Consider the following 19,096-nt stretch of genomic DNA (forward strand, 5'->3'; position numbering starts at 1 on the left):
CGCCTCAGCTCTACATCGCCGCGGGCATCTCGGGCGCCATCCAGCATTTGGCGGGCATGAAGGACTCCAAGGTGATCGTGGCGATCAACAAGGACCCTGAGGCCCCCATCTTCTCGGTGGCCGACTACGGGTTGGAGGCCGACCTGTTCACGGCTGTGCCGGAGCTGGTCAAGGCGCTCTGAGCCCACAACACCCTCTCGGGCGTCAACGATCTTGACGCCTTTTTTGTATCTGGAGACCTCCCCATGAGCTACATCGCCCCCCTCAAGGACATGCTTTTTGACATCGAGCACCTGGCCAACATCGCCCAGGTGTCGCAGTTGCCCGGTTTTGAAGACGCTGGTCTGGAGACCGCACAGGCCGTGCTGGAGGAGTGCGCCAAGCTCAATGAAGGGGTGATTTCGCCCTTGAACTGGGAGGGTGACAAATACCCCTCGTCCTTCCACGACGGCAAAGTCAGCACCACCCCGGGCTTCAAGGATGCCTTCAAACAGTACGGCGAAGGCGGCTGGCAAGGCCTGCAGCACCCGGTGGATTTCGGCGGCCAAGGCCTGCCCAAGACCATTGGTGCGGCCTGCACCGAAATGCTCAACAGCGCCAACATGAGCTTTGCGCTGTGCCCGCTGCTGACCGATGGCGCCATTGAAGCCCTGTTGACCGCCGGCAGCGATGAGCTCAAGGCCACTTACCTGGAAAAGCTCATCAGCGGCCAGTGGACCGGCACCATGAACCTGACCGAGCCGCAGGCTGGCAGCGATCTGGCCGCCGTGCGCAGCCGGGCCGAACCCCAGCCGGACGGCACCTACAAGGTCTTCGGCACCAAGATCTTCATCACCTACGGTGAACACGACATGGCCGAGAACATCGTCCACCTCGTGCTCGCCCGTGTGACCGGGGCGCCCGAAGGCGTCAAGGGCATCAGCCTGTTTGTTGTGCCCAAGTTCCTCGTGAACCCCGACGGCAGCCTGGGTGCGCGCAACGACGTGCACTGCGTGAGCATCGAACACAAGATGGGCATCAAGGCCAGCCCCACCGCCGTGCTGCAGTACGGTGACCACGGCGGCGCTGTCGGTTACCTGGTGGGCCAGGAAAACCGCGGCCTCGAATACATGTTCATCATGATGAACGCGGCCCGTTACGCGGTGGGCATGCAGGGCGTGGCCATTGCCGAGCGCGCTTACCAAAAGGCTGTGGGTTACGCACGTGATCGCGTACAAAGCCGCCCGGTGGATGGCAGCCTGAACACCGCCGCACCCATCATCCACCACCCCGATGTGAAGCGCATGTTGATGACCATGCGCGCACTGACCGAAGGCTGCCGCGCCATGGCGCTCACTGCCGCCGCCGCCTACGACGCCTCGCACCACCACCCCGACGCCGAGGTGCGCAAGCAAAACCAGGCCTTCTACGAGTTCATGGTGCCGCTGGTCAAGGGCTACAGCACCGAGATGAGCCTGGAAGTCACCTCGCTGGGCGTGCAGGTGCACGGCGGCATGGGCTTCATTGAGGAGACCGGTGCGGCGCAGTACTACCGCGATGCCAAGATCCTGACCATCTACGAAGGCACAACCGCTATCCAGGCCAATGACCTGGTGGGGCGCAAGACATCGCGCGACGGCGGCCAGACGGCGTTGGCCATCGCGCAGCAGATCACCACCACCGAGGCCGAGCTGGCCCGAAGCGGCAGCGCGCACGCACAGGCGGTGCTCAAGCGCCTGACGGCCGCACGCCTGGCCTTTGAAGACGCGGTGAAGTTTGTGGCCGGCCACACCAAGGCCGATCCCAACGCCGTGTTTGCCGGCAGCGTGCCCTACCTGATGCTGGCGGGCAATGTGATGGCGGGCTGGCAAATGGCACGTGCGCTGCTGGTGGCCGAGCAGAAGGTGGCTGCCGGGGAGGATGTGGCCTTCATGCAGGCCAAGATCACCACCGCGCGTTTCTACGCCGACCACGTCCTGAGCCGCGCCCCGGGCGTGCGCGACAGCATCGTCGAAGGTGCTGCGGGCGTGACCGAGATGGCACTTGAAGCCTTCTGAGGCTGACACGCCGCCCACCCTGTAGCTGCGGCGACAGGGTGGGGCGCGCAGTCACCACCAGAATCACAGACAACATTCCCACGGAGACACCATGTCCAAACTGCCCCCGGTCCTGCAGAAAATCAAGTTCCCCGTCATCGGTTCACCACTGTTCATCATCAGCAACCCCAAGCTGGTGATTGCCCAGTGCAAGGCCGGGGTGGTGGGCTCCATGCCCGCGCTCAACGCCCGACCGGCTGCCCAGCTGGAAGACTGGTTGGCTGAAATCACCGAAGCCCTGGCCGCGCACGACAAGGCCAACCCCGACAACCCGGCGGCGCCTTTTGCCATCAACCAGATCGTTCACAAGAGCAACGACCGGCTGGAGCACGACATGCAGGTCTGCGCCAAATACAAGGTGCCCATCGTCATCACCAGCCTGGGGGCGCGCGAAGACGTGAACCAAGCCGTGCATTCGTGGGGCGGTGTGGTCTTGCACGACGTGATCAACAACGTGTTCGCGCGCAAGGCCATCGAGAAAGGCGCCGACGGTCTCATCCCGGTGGCGGCAGGTGCCGGTGGTCACGCCAGCGTGAAAAGCCCGTTCGCCATGGTGCAGGAAATCCGCGAGTGGTTCGACGGCCCGGTGGCCTTGTCGGGCTCCATTGCCTCCGGCGGCGCCATCCTGGCGGCACAGGCCATGGGGGCTGACTTTGCCTACATCGGTTCGGCCTTCATTGCCACCGAAGAAGCGCGTGCGGTGGATGGCTACAAACAGATGATCACCGAGAGCAATTCGGACGACATCGTTTACAGCAACTTCTACACCGGCATCCACGGCAACTACCTCAAGGGCAGCATCCGCAACGCCGGCATGGACCCCGACAAGCTGCCCGACAGCGATCCCAGCAAGATGAACTTCAGCACGGGCGAAGGCGCCAATGCCGCCAAAGCCTGGAAGGACATCTGGGGTTGTGGCCAGGGCATTGGTGCCATCCGTGAAGTGATGCCCGCTGCCGATTTGGTGGCCCGCTTCAAGCGCGAATACGCCGAGGCGAAGGCGCGCATCTGCTCGGCTTGAGCACCGTTTGCATCTGATGCAAAACGCGCCGTTGGGCGCGTTTTGCTTTTGTGGTGGGCGTACTTGTGGAATACTGATGTTTTAAACAGTAGTTTTAAGGCCACTCACCGTGTCAGATGTCCGCATCCCCGTGCACGCCATCAAGGGGCGCGGCGCCGCTTCCCGGTTGGCGCACCGTTTTTCCGTGGACGAGCGCGCCGGGTTCGACGATGGCTGGGGCACGCTGGACGAAGCCGGCGCAGCCGCACAAGGTATACCGGCCACCCAGGTGACCGACGAGCTGGCCCGCAGCGCCATCAGCCGCAACACCTCGCCCGATGTGCCATTCACCCAGTCCATCAACCCATACAGAGGTTGCGAACACGGCTGCATATATTGCTATGCACGGCCCACACACAGTTACCTCAACCTCTCGCCCGGCTTGGACTTTGAGACCAAGATCATCGCCAAACGCAACATTGCCCAACGGCTGCGCCATGACTTGGGCAAACCCGGCCACCTGCCCGAACCGATAGGCCTGGGCACGGTGACCGATGCCTACCAGCCGGTGGAGCGCGAGCTGCGCTTGACCCGCTCGGTGTTGGAGGTGCTGCAGGAAGCGCAGCACCCGCTGGCCATCATCACCAAGTCCAGCGGCGTGGAGCGTGATCTGGATGTGCTGGCGCCGATGGCCGCGCAGCGCCTGGCGTCGGTCTACGTCACCATCACCACGCTGGATGCCGCGCTGGCCCGCACGCTGGAACCCCGTGCCGCCGCGCCTCACCGCCGCCTGCGCACCATCCGCACGCTGGTCGATGCCGGCATTCCGGTGGGGGTGAGTGTGTCGCCGCAGATTCCGTTCATCAACGAAGACATGGAACAGGTGCTTGCCGCAGCCCGCGATGCCGGCGCCGACCGTGCCTTTTACCAGGTGGTTCGCCTGCCGTGGGAGGTGGCGCCGCTGTTCCGCGAGTGGCTGCAGGTGCACCACCCGCTGCGCGCCGACCGGGTGATGGCGCGCATCCAGGACATGCGCGGCGGCAAAGACTACACGGCCGACTTTGCCACCCGCATGCGGGGACAGGGCATCTGGGCCGACCTCATCCACCAGCGGTTTGAGAAGGCCTGCCGCCGCCTGGGCCTCAACCGCGAGCGACACAGCCTGGACGGTTCGCGGTTTCGTCCCCCGGGGGTGGCCGGGCAGATGCCGTTGTTCTGAGGCGCGGCCACAGCGTCAGCGTATCGACTCTTTCTGGAACGGCGGGTGCCACGCGCTCAACCCGGACTGCAACGCGTTGGCCAGCGCCAGGGCCGTGCCTTGACCTTGCATGAGCCTCTGCAGCCCATCACGCAGCATCACCGAGCCGTTGGGGTCCTGGTAGCGAAAGCCCACGAGCATGATGAACGGCGTGCCTTGCTGCTGGCTGGCGCGGCTGATCTGGGCCAGCAGCGGATCGCTCGGAAACACACCCGGGACCGCCGACATCTGTCGCAACTGATCGCTGAACTGCTGACCGTATTCCTTGCTGGCGAGGTATCGGACAAACCGCAGGGCAGCGTCGCGGTTTTTGCTGTGGGCATTGACCGCGTAGTTGCCGTCGGCGAAGGTGGACATCCAGGTGGCTGCGCCGGGCCTGACCGGTGGTGCCGCCACGAAGTCGAACACGATGTTGGCGTTCAAGGCCTTGATGGTTTCAATGTTCCAGGTGCCGCTCATGAAAAATGCGGCTTGGCCCATCGCGAACAGCGCTCGGGCTTCGTTTTCGGCGATGGTGGGTGCGTTGGGTGGCATGAACGCGCGCAGTGACACCACCTCTTCAATGGCGCGCACGAATTCGGGGGCGGTGAAGTGTTTGCGTCCCGCCATCACATCCTTGAAAAACGGCGTGCCGCCGTAGAAACCTGGCCCCACCACACCAAACATCTGCTCCAGCACCGGCGCGTCTTTGATGCCATTGGCCAGGGCATTCACGCCTTTGGCCTTGAGCTGCCGGCAAATCGCCTTGAACTCGCCCCAGGTGCGGGGCAGGGTGGTGATGCCGTGTGCAGCCAACAAGGTTTTGTTGACGTAGATGCCCAGCGATTGGGTGGCAAAAGGCACACCGTACAACACCTTGTCGTGGGGCGGCTTGTACCCGGCGGCCCCCGCCAGCAGACCATCGCTCATGCGCGCCAGGGCGGGGATCTGGGCCGGGGTCAGCGGCAACAAGTGGCCGGCATCGGCCAGGCTGGAGAGGCCACCATAGGCGCGGGCATGGATGATGTCGGGCCCGTTGCCGGCGGCCAGCGCGGCCGACAGAGCGGTGGGGTAGTCGGTGTTCTCGTGGGCGGTGAACCTGACGTCGTCACCGGTTTTCGCCTTGTATTGTTTGGCGACCTGTTCGTAAAAGGCTTTGTCTTCTACGCGCCAGCTCCAGAAGCTGAGTTCGGTGGCGTGGACAACCGGCGGGAGCAGGGTGGCAGCACCCAGCAGACACGTCAGTGTCCAGCGCATGAGTCGGTGAAGTGGCATGTGACGGTTCCGTGAGCAGATGGTTGTGACCAGGGGCAAGTCAATACATGTGCCGCAGTCCCAGCGCAAAGATGGACGCCTTGCGCTCTGCCTGCCCATGCAACAGCTCGCCGTAGTGGTTGACGCTGAAGGCGCCATAGGCGGTGGTGCGCTTGGACAGGAGGTGGTGCAACTCGGTGCCCACGCCGATGTCTCGGCCCTGCAGTTGTGGGCTGTCGCTGCCCGCGACGCTGGCCTTGAGCAGCCAACTGCTGCCCCATGGCACGGTCACACCCACAGACCATTCGCGCGACTTGGCGCGTTGTGAGAGCACAAACTGGTCGTAGCGCGATTGGCCCAACATGGCCCAGAGCTTGGCGCCGCCGAAGTCGCGGTTGAGGGCCAGTGTCACCGTGTCCAGTTGGCCCCGGCGTGCCGCTGCGGGGTTGTGCCGGCCCGTGGCCGTGTCGTAGGTGCTGAGCGTGTCTTGGCGGTAGTAGCCCAGGCCGGCGCGCCACGGGCTGGCGTCGTACACCAGGGCGTAACTTTGTGCCGACACCGTCTTGCCGCTGGGGTCCAGCATGCCCATCTGAGCCGAGACCGTGAAACCGCCCCAGCTGGGCGCGTCGTACCGCAGGGACTTGTCCATGCGCACGTGGGTGTACTGCTGCGGGCTGTTCATGTCGTTGTTGAGGCCCAACGCGCCAGCCAAGCCGGTGAGCTGTCCATCAGGCGTGGGCGTTTGCGAGCCCAGCGGGCTGGGCCCGCCGATACGCCAGGTGCGAACATAGGGGTCGTAGGTGTCCCCATAACCCACGGCCGAGTTCGAGGCCACGTCGTTCCACGGCGTGTAGACCCGGCCCAGGCGCAGTTGGCCCCATGGGCCAGTCACGCCCAGGTTGGCCTGCCGGTGAAACGCGCGGGCGGGTGTGGCCCCGGTGTCCAGCGACAGTTGGTTCTCCAAAACAAAACCGACCTTGACACCCTGGCCCAGGTCTTCCACACCGCGAAAACCGATGCGCGAAGCGTTGATGCCGTAGGGGATGAGGCCGGTGGATCGCTCGCCGGCCAGCGTGGCGCCCAGCGGCTGGGTGGGCGATACCGGCGCCGCCACGACGCCGCGCCAACTGCCGACCTGTGCCTCAGCGACGCCGAACAGCGTGAGCGATGACTGTGCCCACACGGGGGCCACGTTCAGTGCTGCGCAAGCAAGCAAGACGCTTGTTCTTTTCATTTTTTTCTCCCTGACCTGGTGAACTGCGGGTAAACCCGTCTTGCCTTGATTTTCTTTGATCTTTCTCCGTTGAAACGTCAAATTTGTGACGATTTTGAACGCTTTCCCGAAACATTTCGGGCGAAAAGCGGTGGTTCAGGCAGGCCAGGTGGCCCCATGCTCGGGCACCATGGCCGGCCAGCGCAGTTCCTTTTCGATGCGCAGGCGCAGCGCGTCCGAGGCCTCGGGGTCGCCGTGCACCACAAACACCTGATGTGGGCGGCTGGGCAGGGTGCGCAGCCAGGCCATGAGTTGGCCAGCATCCGCATGGGCCGAGGCGCTTTGCAGTTGCACCACCTCGGCCCGCACCGGTATGTCCTGGCCATGCAGGCGCAGATGGGTGCCGCCCGCAGCCAGCGTGGCACCTCGTGTGCCCGGCGCCTGGTAGCCGGTGAGGATGACCATGTGGCGGTGGTCCCCCAGGTACTGCGCCAGGTGGTGCAGAACCCGCCCGCCGGTGGCCATGCCACTGGCCGCCAACACCACCTTGGGACCGTGGTTCATCGCAATCGCACGCGACTGGTCGGGCGTGACCGTGAAGTGTGCCGCGTGGCCCATGGCCCGGCACTGCGCGGCGTCCAGCCGGTGTTCGCCCAGGTGGTGCTGGAACAGCTCGGTGGTGTGGATGGCCATGGGGCTATCAAGGTAGATGGGCAGCGAGGGTGGGATGGCGTGGCGCGCCTTCAACTCGGCAATGGCATGGAGCAGCGCCTGCGCGCGGCCTACCGCAAACACCGGCACCACGGCGGTGCCGCCGCGTGCGGCCACCCGTGCCAACGCGGGGCCCAGCTCGGCCACTACGTCTTCCTTGGGGTGCTCGCGGTCGCCGTAGGTCGATTCGATCAGCACCGTGTCGGCGGCAGGTGCTGCCTCAGGCGGTTTCATCAGCAGATCGTCGGGACGGCCCAGGTCGCCCGAGAAGAGGATGCGCCGACCCCCCACCTGCAGCAGCACACTGGCCGCACCCAGGATGTGCCCGGCGCCGGTGAAACGCGCCCGCCAGCCGGGCAGGGGCTCGAAGTCTTGTTGCATGGGCACGGTGTGCAAGAGCTTGAGGCTGCGGCGCGCGTCTTCTTCGGTGTAGAGCGGGAGCGCTGGCGCATGTTTGGAGAAACCGTGTCGGTTGGCGAAGGCCGCATCTTCCTCTTGGATGTGCCCGCTGTCGGGCAGCAGGATGGCCGCCAGATCACGCGTGGCCGGTGTCGCCCAGACTTTGCCGTGAAAACCCTCTTTGGCGAGCAAGGGCAGGTAGCCGCTGTGGTCCAGGTGGGCGTGGGTCAGCAGCACCGCACCCAGGTGACGCGGCTCAAAGGGCAGGGGCCGGCGGTTGCGCAGCCGCAGTTGTTTGTAGCCCTGGAACAGACCGCAGTCCACCAGCAAGCGCTGGCCCGCGTGCTCCACCAAGTACTTGGAGCCGGTGACCGTTCCGGTGCCACCGAGGAAGGTGATGTTGACGCTCATGGGCACATCTTATGCCCGCTTGCCACCGCCGTGCCCACCGATTCGTTTACGGGTGACCCCCAACAAAAAAGGCCAGCACGAGGCTGGCCTTTTGGGTGGATGGCGGGGACTCAGCTGAAGAAGTCTTTGGCCTTCTCGAACCAACCCTTGTCGTTGGGGCTGTGCTTGTGGCCACCCTTCTTGAACGACTCGTCCAGCTCCTTGATCAGCTTGCGCTGGTGCTCGGTGAGCTTGACCGGCGTCTCCACCACGATGTGGCAGTACAGGTCGCCCGGGTAGCTGGAGCGCACGCCCTTGACGCCGCGCCCGCGCAGACGGAAGGTTTTGCCGCTCTGTGTGCCTTCGGGGATGTCGATGGTGGCCTTGCCGCTCAGCGTGGGCACGTCGATTTCGCCACCCAATGCGGCCGTGGGCATGCTCACCGGCACCTGGCAATGCAGGTCGTCGCCGTCGCGCTCGAAGATGTCGTGTTTGCGGATGCGGATCTCGATGAACAGGTCGCCCGAGGGGCCGCCGTTGCGCCCCGGCTCGCCGTTGCCGGCGCTGCGGATGCGCATGCCGTCGTCGATGCCGGCTGGGATCTTGACTTCCAGCGTCTTGTGCTTCTTGAGCTTGCCCTGGCCGTTGCAGGTGGTGCAAGGCTCGGGAATGATCTTGCCGCTGCCGTGGCAGTGCGGGCAGGTCTGTTGAACGCTGAAGAAGCCCTGGCGCATCTGCACCGAGCCCGAGCCCTGGCAGCTGGGGCAGGTCTTGACGCTGGTGCCGGGCTTGGCGCCGGTGCCGCTGCAGGTGTCGCAGTTGTCCCAGCTCGGGATGCGGATTTGCGCTTCCTTGCCCTGGGCCGCTTCTTCGAGGCTGATCTCCATGGCGTACGACAAATCGTTGCCACGGTAGACCTGGCGCCCGCCCCGGCCACCGCCGCGCTGGCCACCAAAGATGTCGCCGAAGATGTCGCCAAAAGCCTCGGAGAAGCCGCCAAAGCCCTCGGCCCCTGGTCCACCGCGCATGTTCGGGTCCACGCCCGCGTGGCCGTACTGGTCGTATGCCGCTTTTTTCTGCGGGTCCGAAAGCATCTCGTAGGCCTCCTTGGCCTCCTTGAATTTTTCTTCCGCGTTTTTGGCCGTGTCACCCTGGTTGCGGTCCGGGTGGTGCTTCATGGCGAGCTTGCGGTACGCCTTCTTGATCTCCTCGTCGGAGGCGTTCTTGGGCACACCCAGCACTTCGTAAAAGTCGCGTTTTGCCATGGTCTGTCACTGTTCCTGTTGAACACAAACGCCGCGCCGGCCACCTTGCAGTGTCCGGACGCGGCGGCGGTGGCGGGGCCGAGCCCGATCAGCCCTTCTTCACTTCCTTGACTTCGGCATCCACCACATCGTCATCGACCGGTTTGGACGAGGACGCTGCACCTTCCGCTGCGCCTGCACCTGCTGCCGCCGCAGCTTGCTGGGCCTGCTGGTCGGCGTACATCTTCTCGCCCAGCTTCTGGCTGGTGGTCATCAGCGCGGTGGACTTGGCCTCAATGGCGTCCTTGTCCTCGCCTTTGGCGGCTTCTTCCAGGTCCTTGATGGCGGCTTCGATGGCGTCCTTCTCGGCCGCGTCGAGCTTGTCGCCGTACTCGGTCAGGCTCTTCTTGACGCTGTTGGCCAGGGCTTCGGCCTGGTTGCGGGCCTGCACCAGTTCCACCTTTTTCTTGTCCTCGGCGGCGTTGAGCTCGGCGTCCTTCACCATCTTCTGGATTTCCTCCTCGGTCAGACCCGAGTTGGCCTTGATGGTGATCTTGTTTTCCTTGCCGGTGCCCTTGTCCTTGGCGCCCACGTGCAGGATGCCGTTGGCGTCGATGTCGAAGGACACTTCGATCTGCGGCGTGCCACGCGGTGCGGGCGGGATGCCTTCAAGGTTGAACTCGCCCAGCAGCTTGTTGCCGGCGGCCACTTCGCGCTCACCCTGGAACACCTTGATGGTCACGGCCGGCTGGTTGTCGTCGGCGGTGGAGAACACCTGCGCGAACTTGGTCGGGATGGTGGTGTTCTTGGCGATCATCTTGGTCATCACGCCGCCCATGGTCTCGATGCCCAGCGACAGCGGGGTTACGTCCAGCAGCAGCACGTCCTTGCGGTCACCCGAGAGCACCTGGCCCTGGATGGCGGCACCCACGGCCACGGCTTCGTCGGGGTTGACGTCCTTGCGCGGGTCCTTGCCGAAGAACTCCTTGACCTTGTCCTGCACCTTGGGCATGCGGGTCATGCCACCCACCAGAATCACGTCGTGGATGTCGCCCACGCTGATGCCGGCGTCTTTGATGGCGGTGCGGCAAGGTGCGATGGTGCGCTCGATCAGCTCGTCCACCAGGCTTTCCAGCTTGGCGCGGGTCATCTTGATGTTCAGGTGCTTGGGGCCGGTGGCGTCTGCCGTGATGTAGGGCAGGTTGATGTCGGTGGCGGCCGAGCTGGACAGCTCGATCTTGGCCTTCTCAGCAGCTTCCTTCAGGCGCTGCAGGGCCAGAACGTCCTTGCTCAGGTCAACGCCTTGTTCCTTTTTGAACTCACCGATGATGTAGTCGATGATGCGCTGGTCGAAGTCTTCGCCACCCAGGAAGGTGTCGCCGTTGGTGGACAGCACTTCGAACTGCTTCTCGCCATCGACGTCGGCAATTTCGATGATGGACACGTCAAACGTGCCACCACCGAGGTCGTACACGGCAATCTTGCGGTCACCCTTTTCCTGCTTGTCCAGGCCAAAGGCCAGCGCGGCGGCGGTGGGCTCGTTGATGATGCGCTTGACATCCAGGCCGGCGATGCGGCCAGCGTCCTTGGTGGCCTGGCGCTGGGCGTCGTTGAAGTAGGCGGGCACGGTGATGACGGCTTCGGTCACGGGCTCGCCCAGGTAGTCCTCGGCGGTCTTCTTCATCTTGCGCAGGATGTCGGCGCTGACCTGTTGGGCCGAGATCTTGTTGCCGCGCACTTCCACCCAGGCGTCGCCGTTGTCGGCGGCCACGATGGCGTAGGGCATCAGGTTGATGTCCTTCTGCACTTCCTTCTCGGTGAACTTGCGGCCGATCAGGCGTTTGATCGCGTAGAGCGTGTTCTTGGGGTTGGTCACGGCCTGGCGCTTGGCGGACGCGCCGACCAGCACTTCGCCGTCTTCTTGGTAGGCCACGATGGACGGCGTGGTGCGCGCGCCCTCGCTGTTCTCGATCACCCGCGTGGTGTTGCCTTCCATGATGGACACGCAGCTGTTGGTGGTGCCGAGGTCAATGCCGATGATTTTTCCCATGGTGTTCTCCGAAATACGAAAAGAGTTAAAGCTGTGGTGAATCTGTGGATAAGTGGCTGGATTTCAAGTGCACAGGCTGTGTGTCACTTGGGTGCGGCCACGGTGACCAGCGCGGGGCGCAGCACGCGCTCGGCGATCAGGTAACCTTTTTGCAACACCGCCACCACCGTGTTGGCCTCTTGTTCGGCCGGCACCATGCTGATGGCCTGGTGGTGGTGGGGATCGAATTTGTCGCCAGCAGCGGGTGCGATGGGCAGCACCTTGTGGCGGGCCAGGGCACTGTTCAGCTGCTTGAGCGTGGCATCGGCGCCTTCGCGGATTTGCTCGGGCGTGGCGTCCTTGATGGCCAGGCCCGCTTCCAGGCTGTCGGCGACGGCCAGCAGGCTTTCGGCAAAACTCTCCACCGCAAACTTGCGGGCCTTGCTGACCTCTTCCTCAGCGCGGCGGCGGGCGTTTTCGGCCTCGGCCTTGGCGCGCAGGAATTGGTCGGCCAAGTCGGTGTTCTGGGCCTTCAGCGTGGCCAGCTCATCGGCCATGGCCTGCTCGGCTTCATGCTGATTGGCAGCCAGGGCGGCTTCGGCTTCCTCGGGGCTCACCGGGGCGCCGGTGGCGTGGGGGTCTTGTGCGGGGTGGCTCATGGCGTTCGTGCTGGCGATAGGTAAATCGAAATCAAAAGAGGACATGGGGGCAGCCCGGCGGCTTTCAAGGCCCTCATGACAAAATGGTTGAAAACCCCACAGGAACACCCATGAAGCTCATGCGACACGGCCCGCAAGGTCAGGAAAAACCCGGTCTGGTGGACGCCCAAGGCGCCCTGCGCGACCTTTCGGCCCATGTGGCAGACATCTCATCCGCCACTCTGCACCCGGACACGCTGGCCCGCCTGGCCGCCATCGACCCGGCCACGCTGCCCGTGTTGCCCGCCGACACCCGGCTGGGCGCCTGCGTTGGCCAGGTGGGCAACGTGGTGGCGATCGGCCTCAATTATGCCGACCACGCGGCCGAAGCCGGCCTGAAACCGCCGGGCCAACCGATTGTTTTCAACAAACACAACGGCGCCATCAGCGGCCCCTTCGACGACGTGCTGCTGCCACCGGGCAGCGAAAAGATGGATTGGGAGGTGGAACTTGGCATCGTCGTTGGCCGGCGCGCCTGGCACGTGAGCGAGGAAGATGCCTTGCAATACGTGGCGGGTTTTTGCCTGGTCAACGACGTGTCGGAGCGCGCCTATCAAATGGAATACGAAGGCCAGTGGACCAAGGGCAAAAGTTACCCCACCCATTGCCCCATCGGCCCTTGGTTGGTGACGCCCGATGAGATTGCCGACGTGCAGGCCATCGACCTCTGGCTGGACGTCAACGGACAACGCCGCCAGTCCGGCAACACCCGCACCATGATTTTTGGCGTCGCCCACATCGTGAGCTACCTCAGCCGTTTTATGGCCTTGCAACCCGGCGATGTGATCCCCACCGGCACACCACCCGGGGTGGGCATGGGCTTCAAGCCGCCGGTCTACCTGAAGGCGGGCGACGTGATGGAGCTGGACGGTGGCGTGCTGGGTCGGCAGCGTCAGAGGGTGGTGGCGGTGTGAGCCGCCGCAGCTGAACGCCCCTCAGCCCCCGGAGTTGTCGCTGCCCGTCAGCCCGCCGTGTGCGTGCAACCTGGCGTACAGGCCATCGAGCTGGAGCAGCTCGCGGTGGCTACCTTGTTCGATGATGCGGCCTTCGGCCAGCACCACCACGCGGTCGGCGTGTTCGATGGTGGACAGCCGGTGGGCGATGACGATGGTGGTGCGGCCGGTCATGAGCCGGCCTATGGCGTCCTGCACCAGCCGCTCGGATTCGTTGTCCAGCGCCGAGGTGGCTTCGTCCAGGATGAGGATGGGGGCGTCTTTGTATAGGGCCCGGGCGATGGCCAGGCGCTGGCGTTGGCCACCCGAGAGTTCGGTGGCGTTGTGCCCCACCTTGCTGTGAATGCCCTGGGGCAGGCGGTCCAGCAGGTCGCCCAGATTGGCGGCGCGCAGGGCGTGTTCTACCCGCACAGGGTCTGGGTCGCTGCCCAGGGCCACGTTGAAGGCCAGGCTGTCGTTGAGCATGACCACATCCTGGCTGACCATGGCGAACTGGCGCCGCAGGGTGCCCAAGTCCCAGTCGGCCAGCGGGTGGCCATCGAGTTGTACCTGCCCGGCCGAAGCCTCCACGAAGCGAGGCAACAGGTTGGCCAGCGTGGTTTTGCCTGACCCGGACGGACCGACCAGCGCCACCACCTGGCCGGGTGCGATGTCCAGGCTCACGCCTTGGAGCGCGGCCGAGCCTTCTTCACCGTAGCGAACCCAGACGTCTTGCAGATCGATGTGACCCGTCACGTGGGTGGGTGCGTGCTGGCCGCCTGCCTGGCTGGGTGTTTCTTCAATCAGGGCCAGGCCGCGTTCGAGCGCCGCCAGCCCGCGCGCGATGGGGCCGGCGATTTCGGCCAGGTGGCGTATGGGCGTGACCAGCATCAGCATGGCGGTAACAAACGACACAAAGCCCCCCACGGTGACGCCACTGCCACCGCTTTGCACCAGGGCCACGGCGATCACGGCCGAGAGCGCGGCTGCGGCCAGCATTTGGGTGAGGGGCGTCATGGCCGCCTGGGCGATGGTGGTTTTCAGTGCCAAGCGCCGCAGGGCCACGCTGAGCACGTCAAAACGGCGGGCCTGCTGGGCCTGGGCACCGTGCAGGCGCACCATGCGGTGGGCCAACACGTTTTCTTCCACCACGTAGGCCAGGTCGTCGGTGGCCTGCTGGCTGGCTTGGGTCAGCCGGTACAGGCGGCGCGAAAACACCCGCATGATCCAGATCAGGCCTGGAAACAGCAGCAGCACGATCAGGGTGAGCTTCCAGTTGAGGTACAGCAGGTAGCCCATCAGCGCCATCAGCGTCAGGCTGTCTTTGGTCAGGGTGAGGAATGCGTTCACCAGGGTGGTGGAGCCGGTCTGAACCTCATACACCAGGGTGTTGGAGAGCTTGCTGGCCGTCTGCTGCGAAAACAGCGACAACTCGGCAGCGTTGAGTCGCTCGAACATGGCGCGGCGCAGGTTCAGCAGCCCCAGGCTGGCGGTGTAGGTCAGCGCGTACTGGGCCACAAAGCCGGCCAGGCCCCGTATGCCAAACAGCCCCAGCAGGGCGGCGGGCACCGCCCACAGCGGGATGCCGCGGTCCACAAAACCTTTGTCGAGCAACATCTGCAAGAAGGCGGGAATCAGCGGTTCGGTCAGCGCGCCGATCAGCGTGCCCACGGCCGCCAGCGCAATGCCCCCGCGTGCCGAGCGGAAGTAGGGCCAGAGCCTGGAAAGACGCTGGGTCAACGTGGATGTGGAGGCGTCGGTGGTCAAGGCGGATGCAACAAAAGGGCAAAAATGGCTGATCTTGCCAAACGGACGGGAACCTGGGCGTGCGCGGGCGCTCCATTGGGGCACAACTTGTCACGCTCGCGTGCTGGCCGGTCCAGTATTATCGGCGCCATGCCGGTGGCCTCCCGCGCCGGGTACCCGGCCCCGACCGTTCTATAAACGATGATTCCTTCCCAACTCCCTGCCCATTCTCATTTTCTGCCCGTTGTGGATCGCCGCCGCATGGTGGCGGGTGTGTCCGCGCTGATGTTGACCGGTGCGGCGTCCACGGCACATGCGCAATTTCGCGTTGAGGTGTCGGGTGTGGGCCTGACGCAGATTCCCATTGCCATCGCGCCTTTTCGGGGCGGTGAGGCGGCGCCCCAGAACGTGGCGGCCATCGTGCAGGCCGACCTGGAGCGCAGCGGCCTGCTGCGCGCCGTGCCGCCCGTGGGTGGTGCGCTCGACGAAACTTCGCGTCCCGACCTGGCGCCATGGCGCGAGCGCCAGGCCGACGCGTTGCTGACCGGCAGCATCACCCGCCTGGCCGATGGCCGCTACGACGTGCGCTTTCGCCTGTGGGACGTGGTGCGTGCGCAAGACCTCGGCGGCCTGAGCTTCCCGGTGCCGGTGGGCGACCTCCGGCTCGCTGCCCACCGCGTGGCCGACCACGTGTACGAAAAACTGACCGGCGACAAGGGTGTGTTTTCCACCCGCGTGGCCTATGTGTCCAAACAGGGCGCGCGCTACAACCTGTGGGTGGCCGATGCGGACGGCGAAAACGCCCAGGCGGCGCTTACCAGCCCAGAGCCCATCATCTCGCCGGCGTGGTCGCCCAACGGCTCGCAACTGGCTTACGTGTCGTTTGAGGCGCGCAAGCCGGTGATTTACGCCCACGATGTGGCCACCGGTCGGCGGCGTTTGCTGGCCAATTTCCGTGGGTCCAACAGTGCCCCTGCGTGGTCGCCCGATGGGCGCCAGGTGGTGGCCACACTCACGCTGGGCGGTCAGTCGCAGCTGTACGCACTTGATGCCAACGGCGGCGAGCCTCGCCGGCTCACGCAATCCAGCAGCATCGACACCGAGCCGGCGTTTGCGCCGGATGGGCGCACGATTTATTTCGTCAGCGACCGTGGCGGCTCGCCCCAGATTTACCGCATGCCCGCACAAGGCGGCAATGCGGAGCGGGTGACCTTCACAGGCAACTACAATATTTCGCCTTCGCCGAGCGCCGATGGCCGCTGGCTGGCCTACGTGTCGCGGGTGGGTGGCGCGTTCAAGCTCTACGTGCTCGATCTGCAGTCCGGGCAATCCAACCCACTGACCGATACCACCGCCGACGAGAGCCCCAGTTTTGCGCCCAACAGCCGCATGATCGTGTACGCCACGCGGCAACAAGGCCGTGAAGCCTTGATGACCATCACCGTGGACGGCCGCATCAAAGCCCGTCTGGCCAGTGCGCAGGGCGATATCCGCGAGCCCGACTGGGGTCCGTTCCAGCGCTGATCTGTTCGTTTTTGTTTTCTTGCCATTTTTTCCTCCCCATTTGCCATGAACTCCTCACATCCGATGCCCCGTTTGTCCAAATCCTCCTGGTCCGCGCGCCTGGGCTTGCTTGTCCTGGCCGGTGCACTGGGGGCGTGCTCCAACGTCAAGCTGGACGATGTGGCCGTGGAAGACCGCAACGCAGCCCCCATCACCGGTGGTGTGGGCGGTGCCGGCGGCGGGCAGGGCAGCACGGGGGCTGTTGATCCACGCGGTGTGACCGGTGTGCAGGTCGGCCAGAATCCGGCAGGCCAGGCGCCGGTGGGCGTGGCCCGGGTCGTGTATTTCGACTACGACAGCTTCGCGATCAAGCCCGAATTTGCGTCGCTGCTGGAGGCGCATGCCCGTCACCTCAAGGCGGACACCCGCCGCCGCATCGCGCTGGAAGGCCACACCGATGAGCGTGGCGGACGCGAGTACAATCTGGCCCTGGGCCAGAAACGTGCCGAGGCGGTGCGCCGCGCGTTGGGCTTGCTGGGTGTCAACGACGCCCAGCTGGAGGCGGTGAGTTTTGGCAAGGAAAAGCCGGCGGACGCGGGCGCCGATGAAGCCGCGTTCGCCAAGAACCGCCGCGTCGAGATCACCTACCGTTGAGCGGTTTCACCATGCGCGCAGTCCGTCTGTTGCTTCGCACCTCTGTTCTTGGGGCAGCGGTGTTGCTTGCCTTGCCTTCGCACGCGTTGTTTGGCGACGACGAGGCACGCAAGGCCATCATCGAGTTGCGTGACAAGGTGGAGGCCAACCGCCAGGCATCGGACGCGGCCAACCGCCGCCTGGAAACGGAGCTCTCGCGCCTGACCGAGGAAAGTGCGGCGCCCACCCGGCGCAGCCTGCTCGAGTTGTCCAACCAGATCGAGACCTTGCGAGCGGAGCTGGCGCGCCTGCGTGGGCAGAACGAGCAACTGGCACGCGAAGTGGCTGATCTGCAGCGCCAGCAAAAAGACGTGCTGGCGACGCTGGACGAGCGGCTGCGCACGCTGGAGCCGACCAAGGTCCAGCTCGACGGCGCTGAGTTCAATGCCACGCCGGCAGAAAAGCGCGACTTCGAGGCCGCCATGGCCGAGCTGCGCAAGACCGAGTTCCCGCGTGCGGCCCAGCTCTACCAGCAGTTTTTGCAACGCTACCCAGACAGCGGCTACACGCCCGCTGCGCAGTACTGGCTGGGCAACACCCACTACGCACTGCGTGAGTACAAGGAAGCCATTGCCATTTACCAGCGCTTGATCGCGGGTTCGCCCCGGCATGCGCGGGTGCCCGAGGCCATGTTGGCGATCGCCAACTGCCAGATCGAGCTCAAGGACGTGCGCGCAGCCAAGCGCAGCCTGGAAGACTTGGTCAAGGCCCATCCTCAGACCGAAGCCGGCGCCACGGCGCGCGACCGCCTCGCGCGTCTGCGCTGACCACCCCCACCGGCGCGCCGCCGCGCTGCGCTTGCCTGCCCCGGCCCACCCTCATTGGGTGGGCCTTTTACAATCTCGCCCCATGGAAATTGCCGATTTCGACTTGCTCAAGTCCCAGGTGCTGTGGGCCGCGTTTGTGGTGTCCGCGCTGTTTGGTGTGATCGCCCAGCGCACCCATTTCTGCACCATGGGTGCCATCAGCGACATCGTCAACATGGGCGACTGGACCCGCATGCGCATGTGGGGTCTGGCCGTGGGGGTGGCCGTGCTGGGTTTTGCCTTCATGGTGTGGCTGGGCTGGATCGACCCCACCAAGACCATCTACGCCTCTGGCCGCGTCATCTGGCTGTCGGCCCTGGTGGGCGGGGCACTGTTCGGTTTGGGCATGGTGCTGGCGTCCGGTTGCGGCAGCAAAACCCTGGTTCGCATCGGTGGTGGCAGCCTCAAGTCGCTGGTGGTGTTTGTGGTAATGGGCGTGGCTTCTTTCGCCACATTGCGTGGTGTGACCGCCGTGCTGCGCAACGAGACCGTGGACCAGGTGGCCTTTGATCTGGCGCCCGGAAGTGGTCTGCCGCAGTTGCTGGCCGCAGCCAGTGGGTGGTCAGCCACCCACACCACGCTGTGGCTGGGCTTGGCCGTGGGCGGTCTGCTGGTCATGTGGGCCGTGCTGGGCAAAGGTTTTTGCACTGCCGACAACCTGCTGGCGGGTGTGGGCATTGGCGGCACGGTGGCCGCGATGTGGTGGGTGAGCGGGCGACTGGGTTTTGTGGCCGAACACCCTGAAACCTTGGAGGCGGTTTACCTGGCCTCCAACTCCGGGCGCATGGAGTCGTTGACTTTCACGGCACCCATGGCTTATGCCCTGGATTGGCTGATGTTCTTCAGCGACCGCAGCAAGGTCCTCACATTGGGTGTGGTGTCGGTGGCGGGTGTGGTGCTCGGGGCTTTTGTCCATGCCTTGTTGACCCGCAGCTTCCGTTGGGAGGGCTTTCGCGACACCCGCGACACCGCATTGCATCTGGCGGGCGCGGTGTGTATGGGGGTGGGGGGTGTCACCGCCATGGGCTGCACCGTGGGCCAGGGCCTGTCGGGTTTGTCTACCTTGAGCGTGACCAGCTTCATCGCGGTGCTGGGCATCGTCGCGGGTGCGCTCGCGGGCTTCCGTTTCCAGCTCTGGTTGCTGGAACGCGACTGAGCACCCGTTC

The 19,096-nt window shown here is 64.8% G+C and carries 16 protein-coding genes; 9 read left to right on the top strand and 7 right to left on the bottom strand.

Translation table 11 applies throughout. The annotated features are described in order from the left end of the window. From ACFQPB_RS16720 to ACFQPB_RS16735, 4 genes are all read left to right on the top strand, one after another. Nucleotides 1-182: electron transfer flavoprotein subunit alpha/FixB family protein (locus tag ACFQPB_RS16720; RefSeq protein ID WP_043387147.1), on the top strand; the 182-nt coding region annotated here is incomplete at its 5' end. Nucleotides 183-245: 63 nt separating this feature from the next. After that, on the top strand, nt 246-2,036 hold the full coding sequence (locus ACFQPB_RS16725; RefSeq protein WP_382202542.1) for an acyl-CoA dehydrogenase: 1,791 nt from the start codon (nt 246-248) through the stop codon (nt 2,034-2,036). A 91-nt stretch (nt 2,037-2,127) separates the two neighbouring features. After that, nucleotides 2,128-3,096 carry an NAD(P)H-dependent flavin oxidoreductase gene (locus tag ACFQPB_RS16730; protein ID WP_382202541.1) on the top strand — a complete coding sequence of 323 codons (969 nt, stop codon included), beginning with the start codon at nt 2,128-2,130 and terminating at the stop codon, nt 3,094-3,096. 109 nt (nt 3,097-3,205) lie between these two features. Further along, the gene (locus ACFQPB_RS16735) at nt 3,206-4,294 is read left to right on the top strand and encodes a PA0069 family radical SAM protein (RefSeq protein ID WP_382225699.1); all 1,089 of its coding nucleotides are present in this window, start codon (nt 3,206-3,208) and stop codon (nt 4,292-4,294) included. 15 nt (nt 4,295-4,309) lie between these two features. Here ACFQPB_RS16735 and ACFQPB_RS16740 read toward each other — a convergent pair whose 3' ends face one another. From ACFQPB_RS16740 to grpE, 6 genes are all read right to left on the bottom strand, one after another. Beyond that, entirely contained in the window at nt 4,310-5,587 is a 1,278-nt protein-coding gene (locus ACFQPB_RS16740) for an ABC transporter substrate-binding protein (RefSeq protein ID WP_382225702.1), read from the bottom strand. Nucleotides 5,588-5,627: 40 nt separating this feature from the next. Next, entirely contained in the window at nt 5,628-6,800 is a 1,173-nt protein-coding gene (locus ACFQPB_RS16745) for a porin (RefSeq protein ID WP_382225705.1), read from the bottom strand. Nucleotides 6,801-6,935: 135 nt separating this feature from the next. Continuing rightward, nucleotides 6,936-8,300 carry an MBL fold metallo-hydrolase RNA specificity domain-containing protein gene (locus ACFQPB_RS16750; RefSeq protein WP_382225708.1) on the bottom strand — a complete coding sequence of 455 codons (1,365 nt, stop codon included), beginning with the start codon at nt 8,298-8,300 and terminating at the stop codon, nt 6,936-6,938. 110 nt (nt 8,301-8,410) lie between these two features. Continuing rightward, a complete protein-coding gene (gene dnaJ / locus ACFQPB_RS16755) occupies nt 8,411-9,544 on the bottom strand; it encodes a molecular chaperone DnaJ (RefSeq protein ID WP_382225711.1) in 1,134 nt (377 codons plus the stop codon). A gap of 88 nt (nt 9,545-9,632) precedes the next feature. Continuing rightward, complete coding sequence (gene dnaK / locus ACFQPB_RS16760; RefSeq protein WP_382225714.1) at nt 9,633-11,573, bottom strand: molecular chaperone DnaK; 1,941 nt, start codon at nt 11,571-11,573, stop codon at nt 9,633-9,635. 83 nt (nt 11,574-11,656) lie between these two features. Beyond that, nucleotides 11,657-12,211, bottom strand: coding sequence for a nucleotide exchange factor GrpE (gene grpE / locus ACFQPB_RS16765; RefSeq protein WP_382225883.1), 555 nt, complete (start codon nt 12,209-12,211; stop codon nt 11,657-11,659). Between the two features lie 110 nt (nt 12,212-12,321). Between grpE and ACFQPB_RS16770 the strand changes: the two genes are divergently transcribed. Further along, on the top strand, nt 12,322-13,164 hold the full coding sequence (locus ACFQPB_RS16770; RefSeq protein WP_382225717.1) for a fumarylacetoacetate hydrolase family protein: 843 nt from the start codon (nt 12,322-12,324) through the stop codon (nt 13,162-13,164). Nucleotides 13,165-13,185: 21 nt separating this feature from the next. Here the strand turns inward: ACFQPB_RS16770 and msbA are convergent, their stop codons facing one another. Next, nucleotides 13,186-14,949, bottom strand: a complete 1,764-nt coding sequence (msbA, locus tag ACFQPB_RS16775; RefSeq protein ID WP_382225719.1) for a lipid A export permease/ATP-binding protein MsbA — start codon at nt 14,947-14,949, stop codon at nt 13,186-13,188. Nucleotides 14,950-15,189: 240 nt separating this feature from the next. Here msbA and tolB point away from each other — a divergent pair, with 240 nt between their 5' ends. The 4 genes from tolB (at nt 15,190) to ACFQPB_RS16795 (ending at nt 19,086) form a co-directional block, all read left to right on the top strand. Further along, entirely contained in the window at nt 15,190-16,452 is a 1,263-nt protein-coding gene (tolB, locus tag ACFQPB_RS16780; protein ID WP_382225886.1) for a Tol-Pal system beta propeller repeat protein TolB, read from the top strand. A gap of 45 nt (nt 16,453-16,497) precedes the next feature. Continuing rightward, the gene (gene pal / locus ACFQPB_RS16785) at nt 16,498-17,085 is read left to right on the top strand and encodes a peptidoglycan-associated lipoprotein Pal (RefSeq protein WP_382225722.1); all 588 of its coding nucleotides are present in this window, start codon (nt 16,498-16,500) and stop codon (nt 17,083-17,085) included. 11 nt (nt 17,086-17,096) lie between these two features. Further along, nucleotides 17,097-17,891, top strand: a complete 795-nt coding sequence (gene ybgF, locus ACFQPB_RS16790) for a tol-pal system protein YbgF (protein WP_382225724.1) — start codon at nt 17,097-17,099, stop codon at nt 17,889-17,891. Nucleotides 17,892-17,973: 82 nt separating this feature from the next. Further along, on the top strand, nt 17,974-19,086 hold the full coding sequence (locus ACFQPB_RS16795; protein WP_382225727.1) for a YeeE/YedE family protein: 1,113 nt from the start codon (nt 17,974-17,976) through the stop codon (nt 19,084-19,086). Nucleotides 19,087-19,096: the final 10 nt, after the last annotated feature.

Origin of the sequence: Hydrogenophaga atypica, assembly GCF_042665215.1 — a bacterium.
Classification (GTDB): domain Bacteria; phylum Pseudomonadota; class Gammaproteobacteria; order Burkholderiales; family Burkholderiaceae_C; genus Hydrogenophaga; species Hydrogenophaga defluvii_A.

Bases quoted from the DNA above. Each gene is read 5' to 3' on its own strand.
- ACFQPB_RS16725 (WP_382202542.1), top strand. From the start codon at position 246: ATGAGCTACATCGCCCCCCTCAAGGACATGCTTTTTGACATCGAGCAC.
- ACFQPB_RS16730 (WP_382202541.1), top strand. From the start codon at position 2,128: ATGTCCAAACTGCCCCCGGTCCTGCAGAAAATCAAGTTCCCCGTCATC.
- ACFQPB_RS16740 (WP_382225702.1), bottom strand. From the start codon at position 5,587: ATGCCACTTCACCGACTCATGCGCTGGACACTGACGTGTCTGCTGGGT.
- ACFQPB_RS16745 (WP_382225705.1), bottom strand. From the start codon at position 6,800: ATGAAAAGAACAAGCGTCTTGCTTGCTTGCGCAGCACTGAACGTGGCC.
- ACFQPB_RS16750 (WP_382225708.1), bottom strand. From the start codon at position 8,300: ATGAGCGTCAACATCACCTTCCTCGGTGGCACCGGAACGGTCACCGGC.
- dnaJ (WP_382225711.1), bottom strand. From the start codon at position 9,544: ATGGCAAAACGCGACTTTTACGAAGTGCTGGGTGTGCCCAAGAACGCC.
- dnaK (WP_382225714.1), bottom strand. From the start codon at position 11,573: ATGGGAAAAATCATCGGCATTGACCTCGGCACCACCAACAGCTGCGTG.
- grpE (WP_382225883.1), bottom strand. From the start codon at position 12,211: ATGAGCCACCCCGCACAAGACCCCCACGCCACCGGCGCCCCGGTGAGC.
- ACFQPB_RS16770 (WP_382225717.1), top strand. From the start codon at position 12,322: ATGAAGCTCATGCGACACGGCCCGCAAGGTCAGGAAAAACCCGGTCTG.
- tolB (WP_382225886.1), top strand. From the start codon at position 15,190: ATGGTGGCGGGTGTGTCCGCGCTGATGTTGACCGGTGCGGCGTCCACG.
- pal (WP_382225722.1), top strand. From the start codon at position 16,498: ATGAACTCCTCACATCCGATGCCCCGTTTGTCCAAATCCTCCTGGTCC.
- ybgF (WP_382225724.1), top strand. From the start codon at position 17,097: ATGCGCGCAGTCCGTCTGTTGCTTCGCACCTCTGTTCTTGGGGCAGCG.
- ACFQPB_RS16795 (WP_382225727.1), top strand. From the start codon at position 17,974: ATGGAAATTGCCGATTTCGACTTGCTCAAGTCCCAGGTGCTGTGGGCC.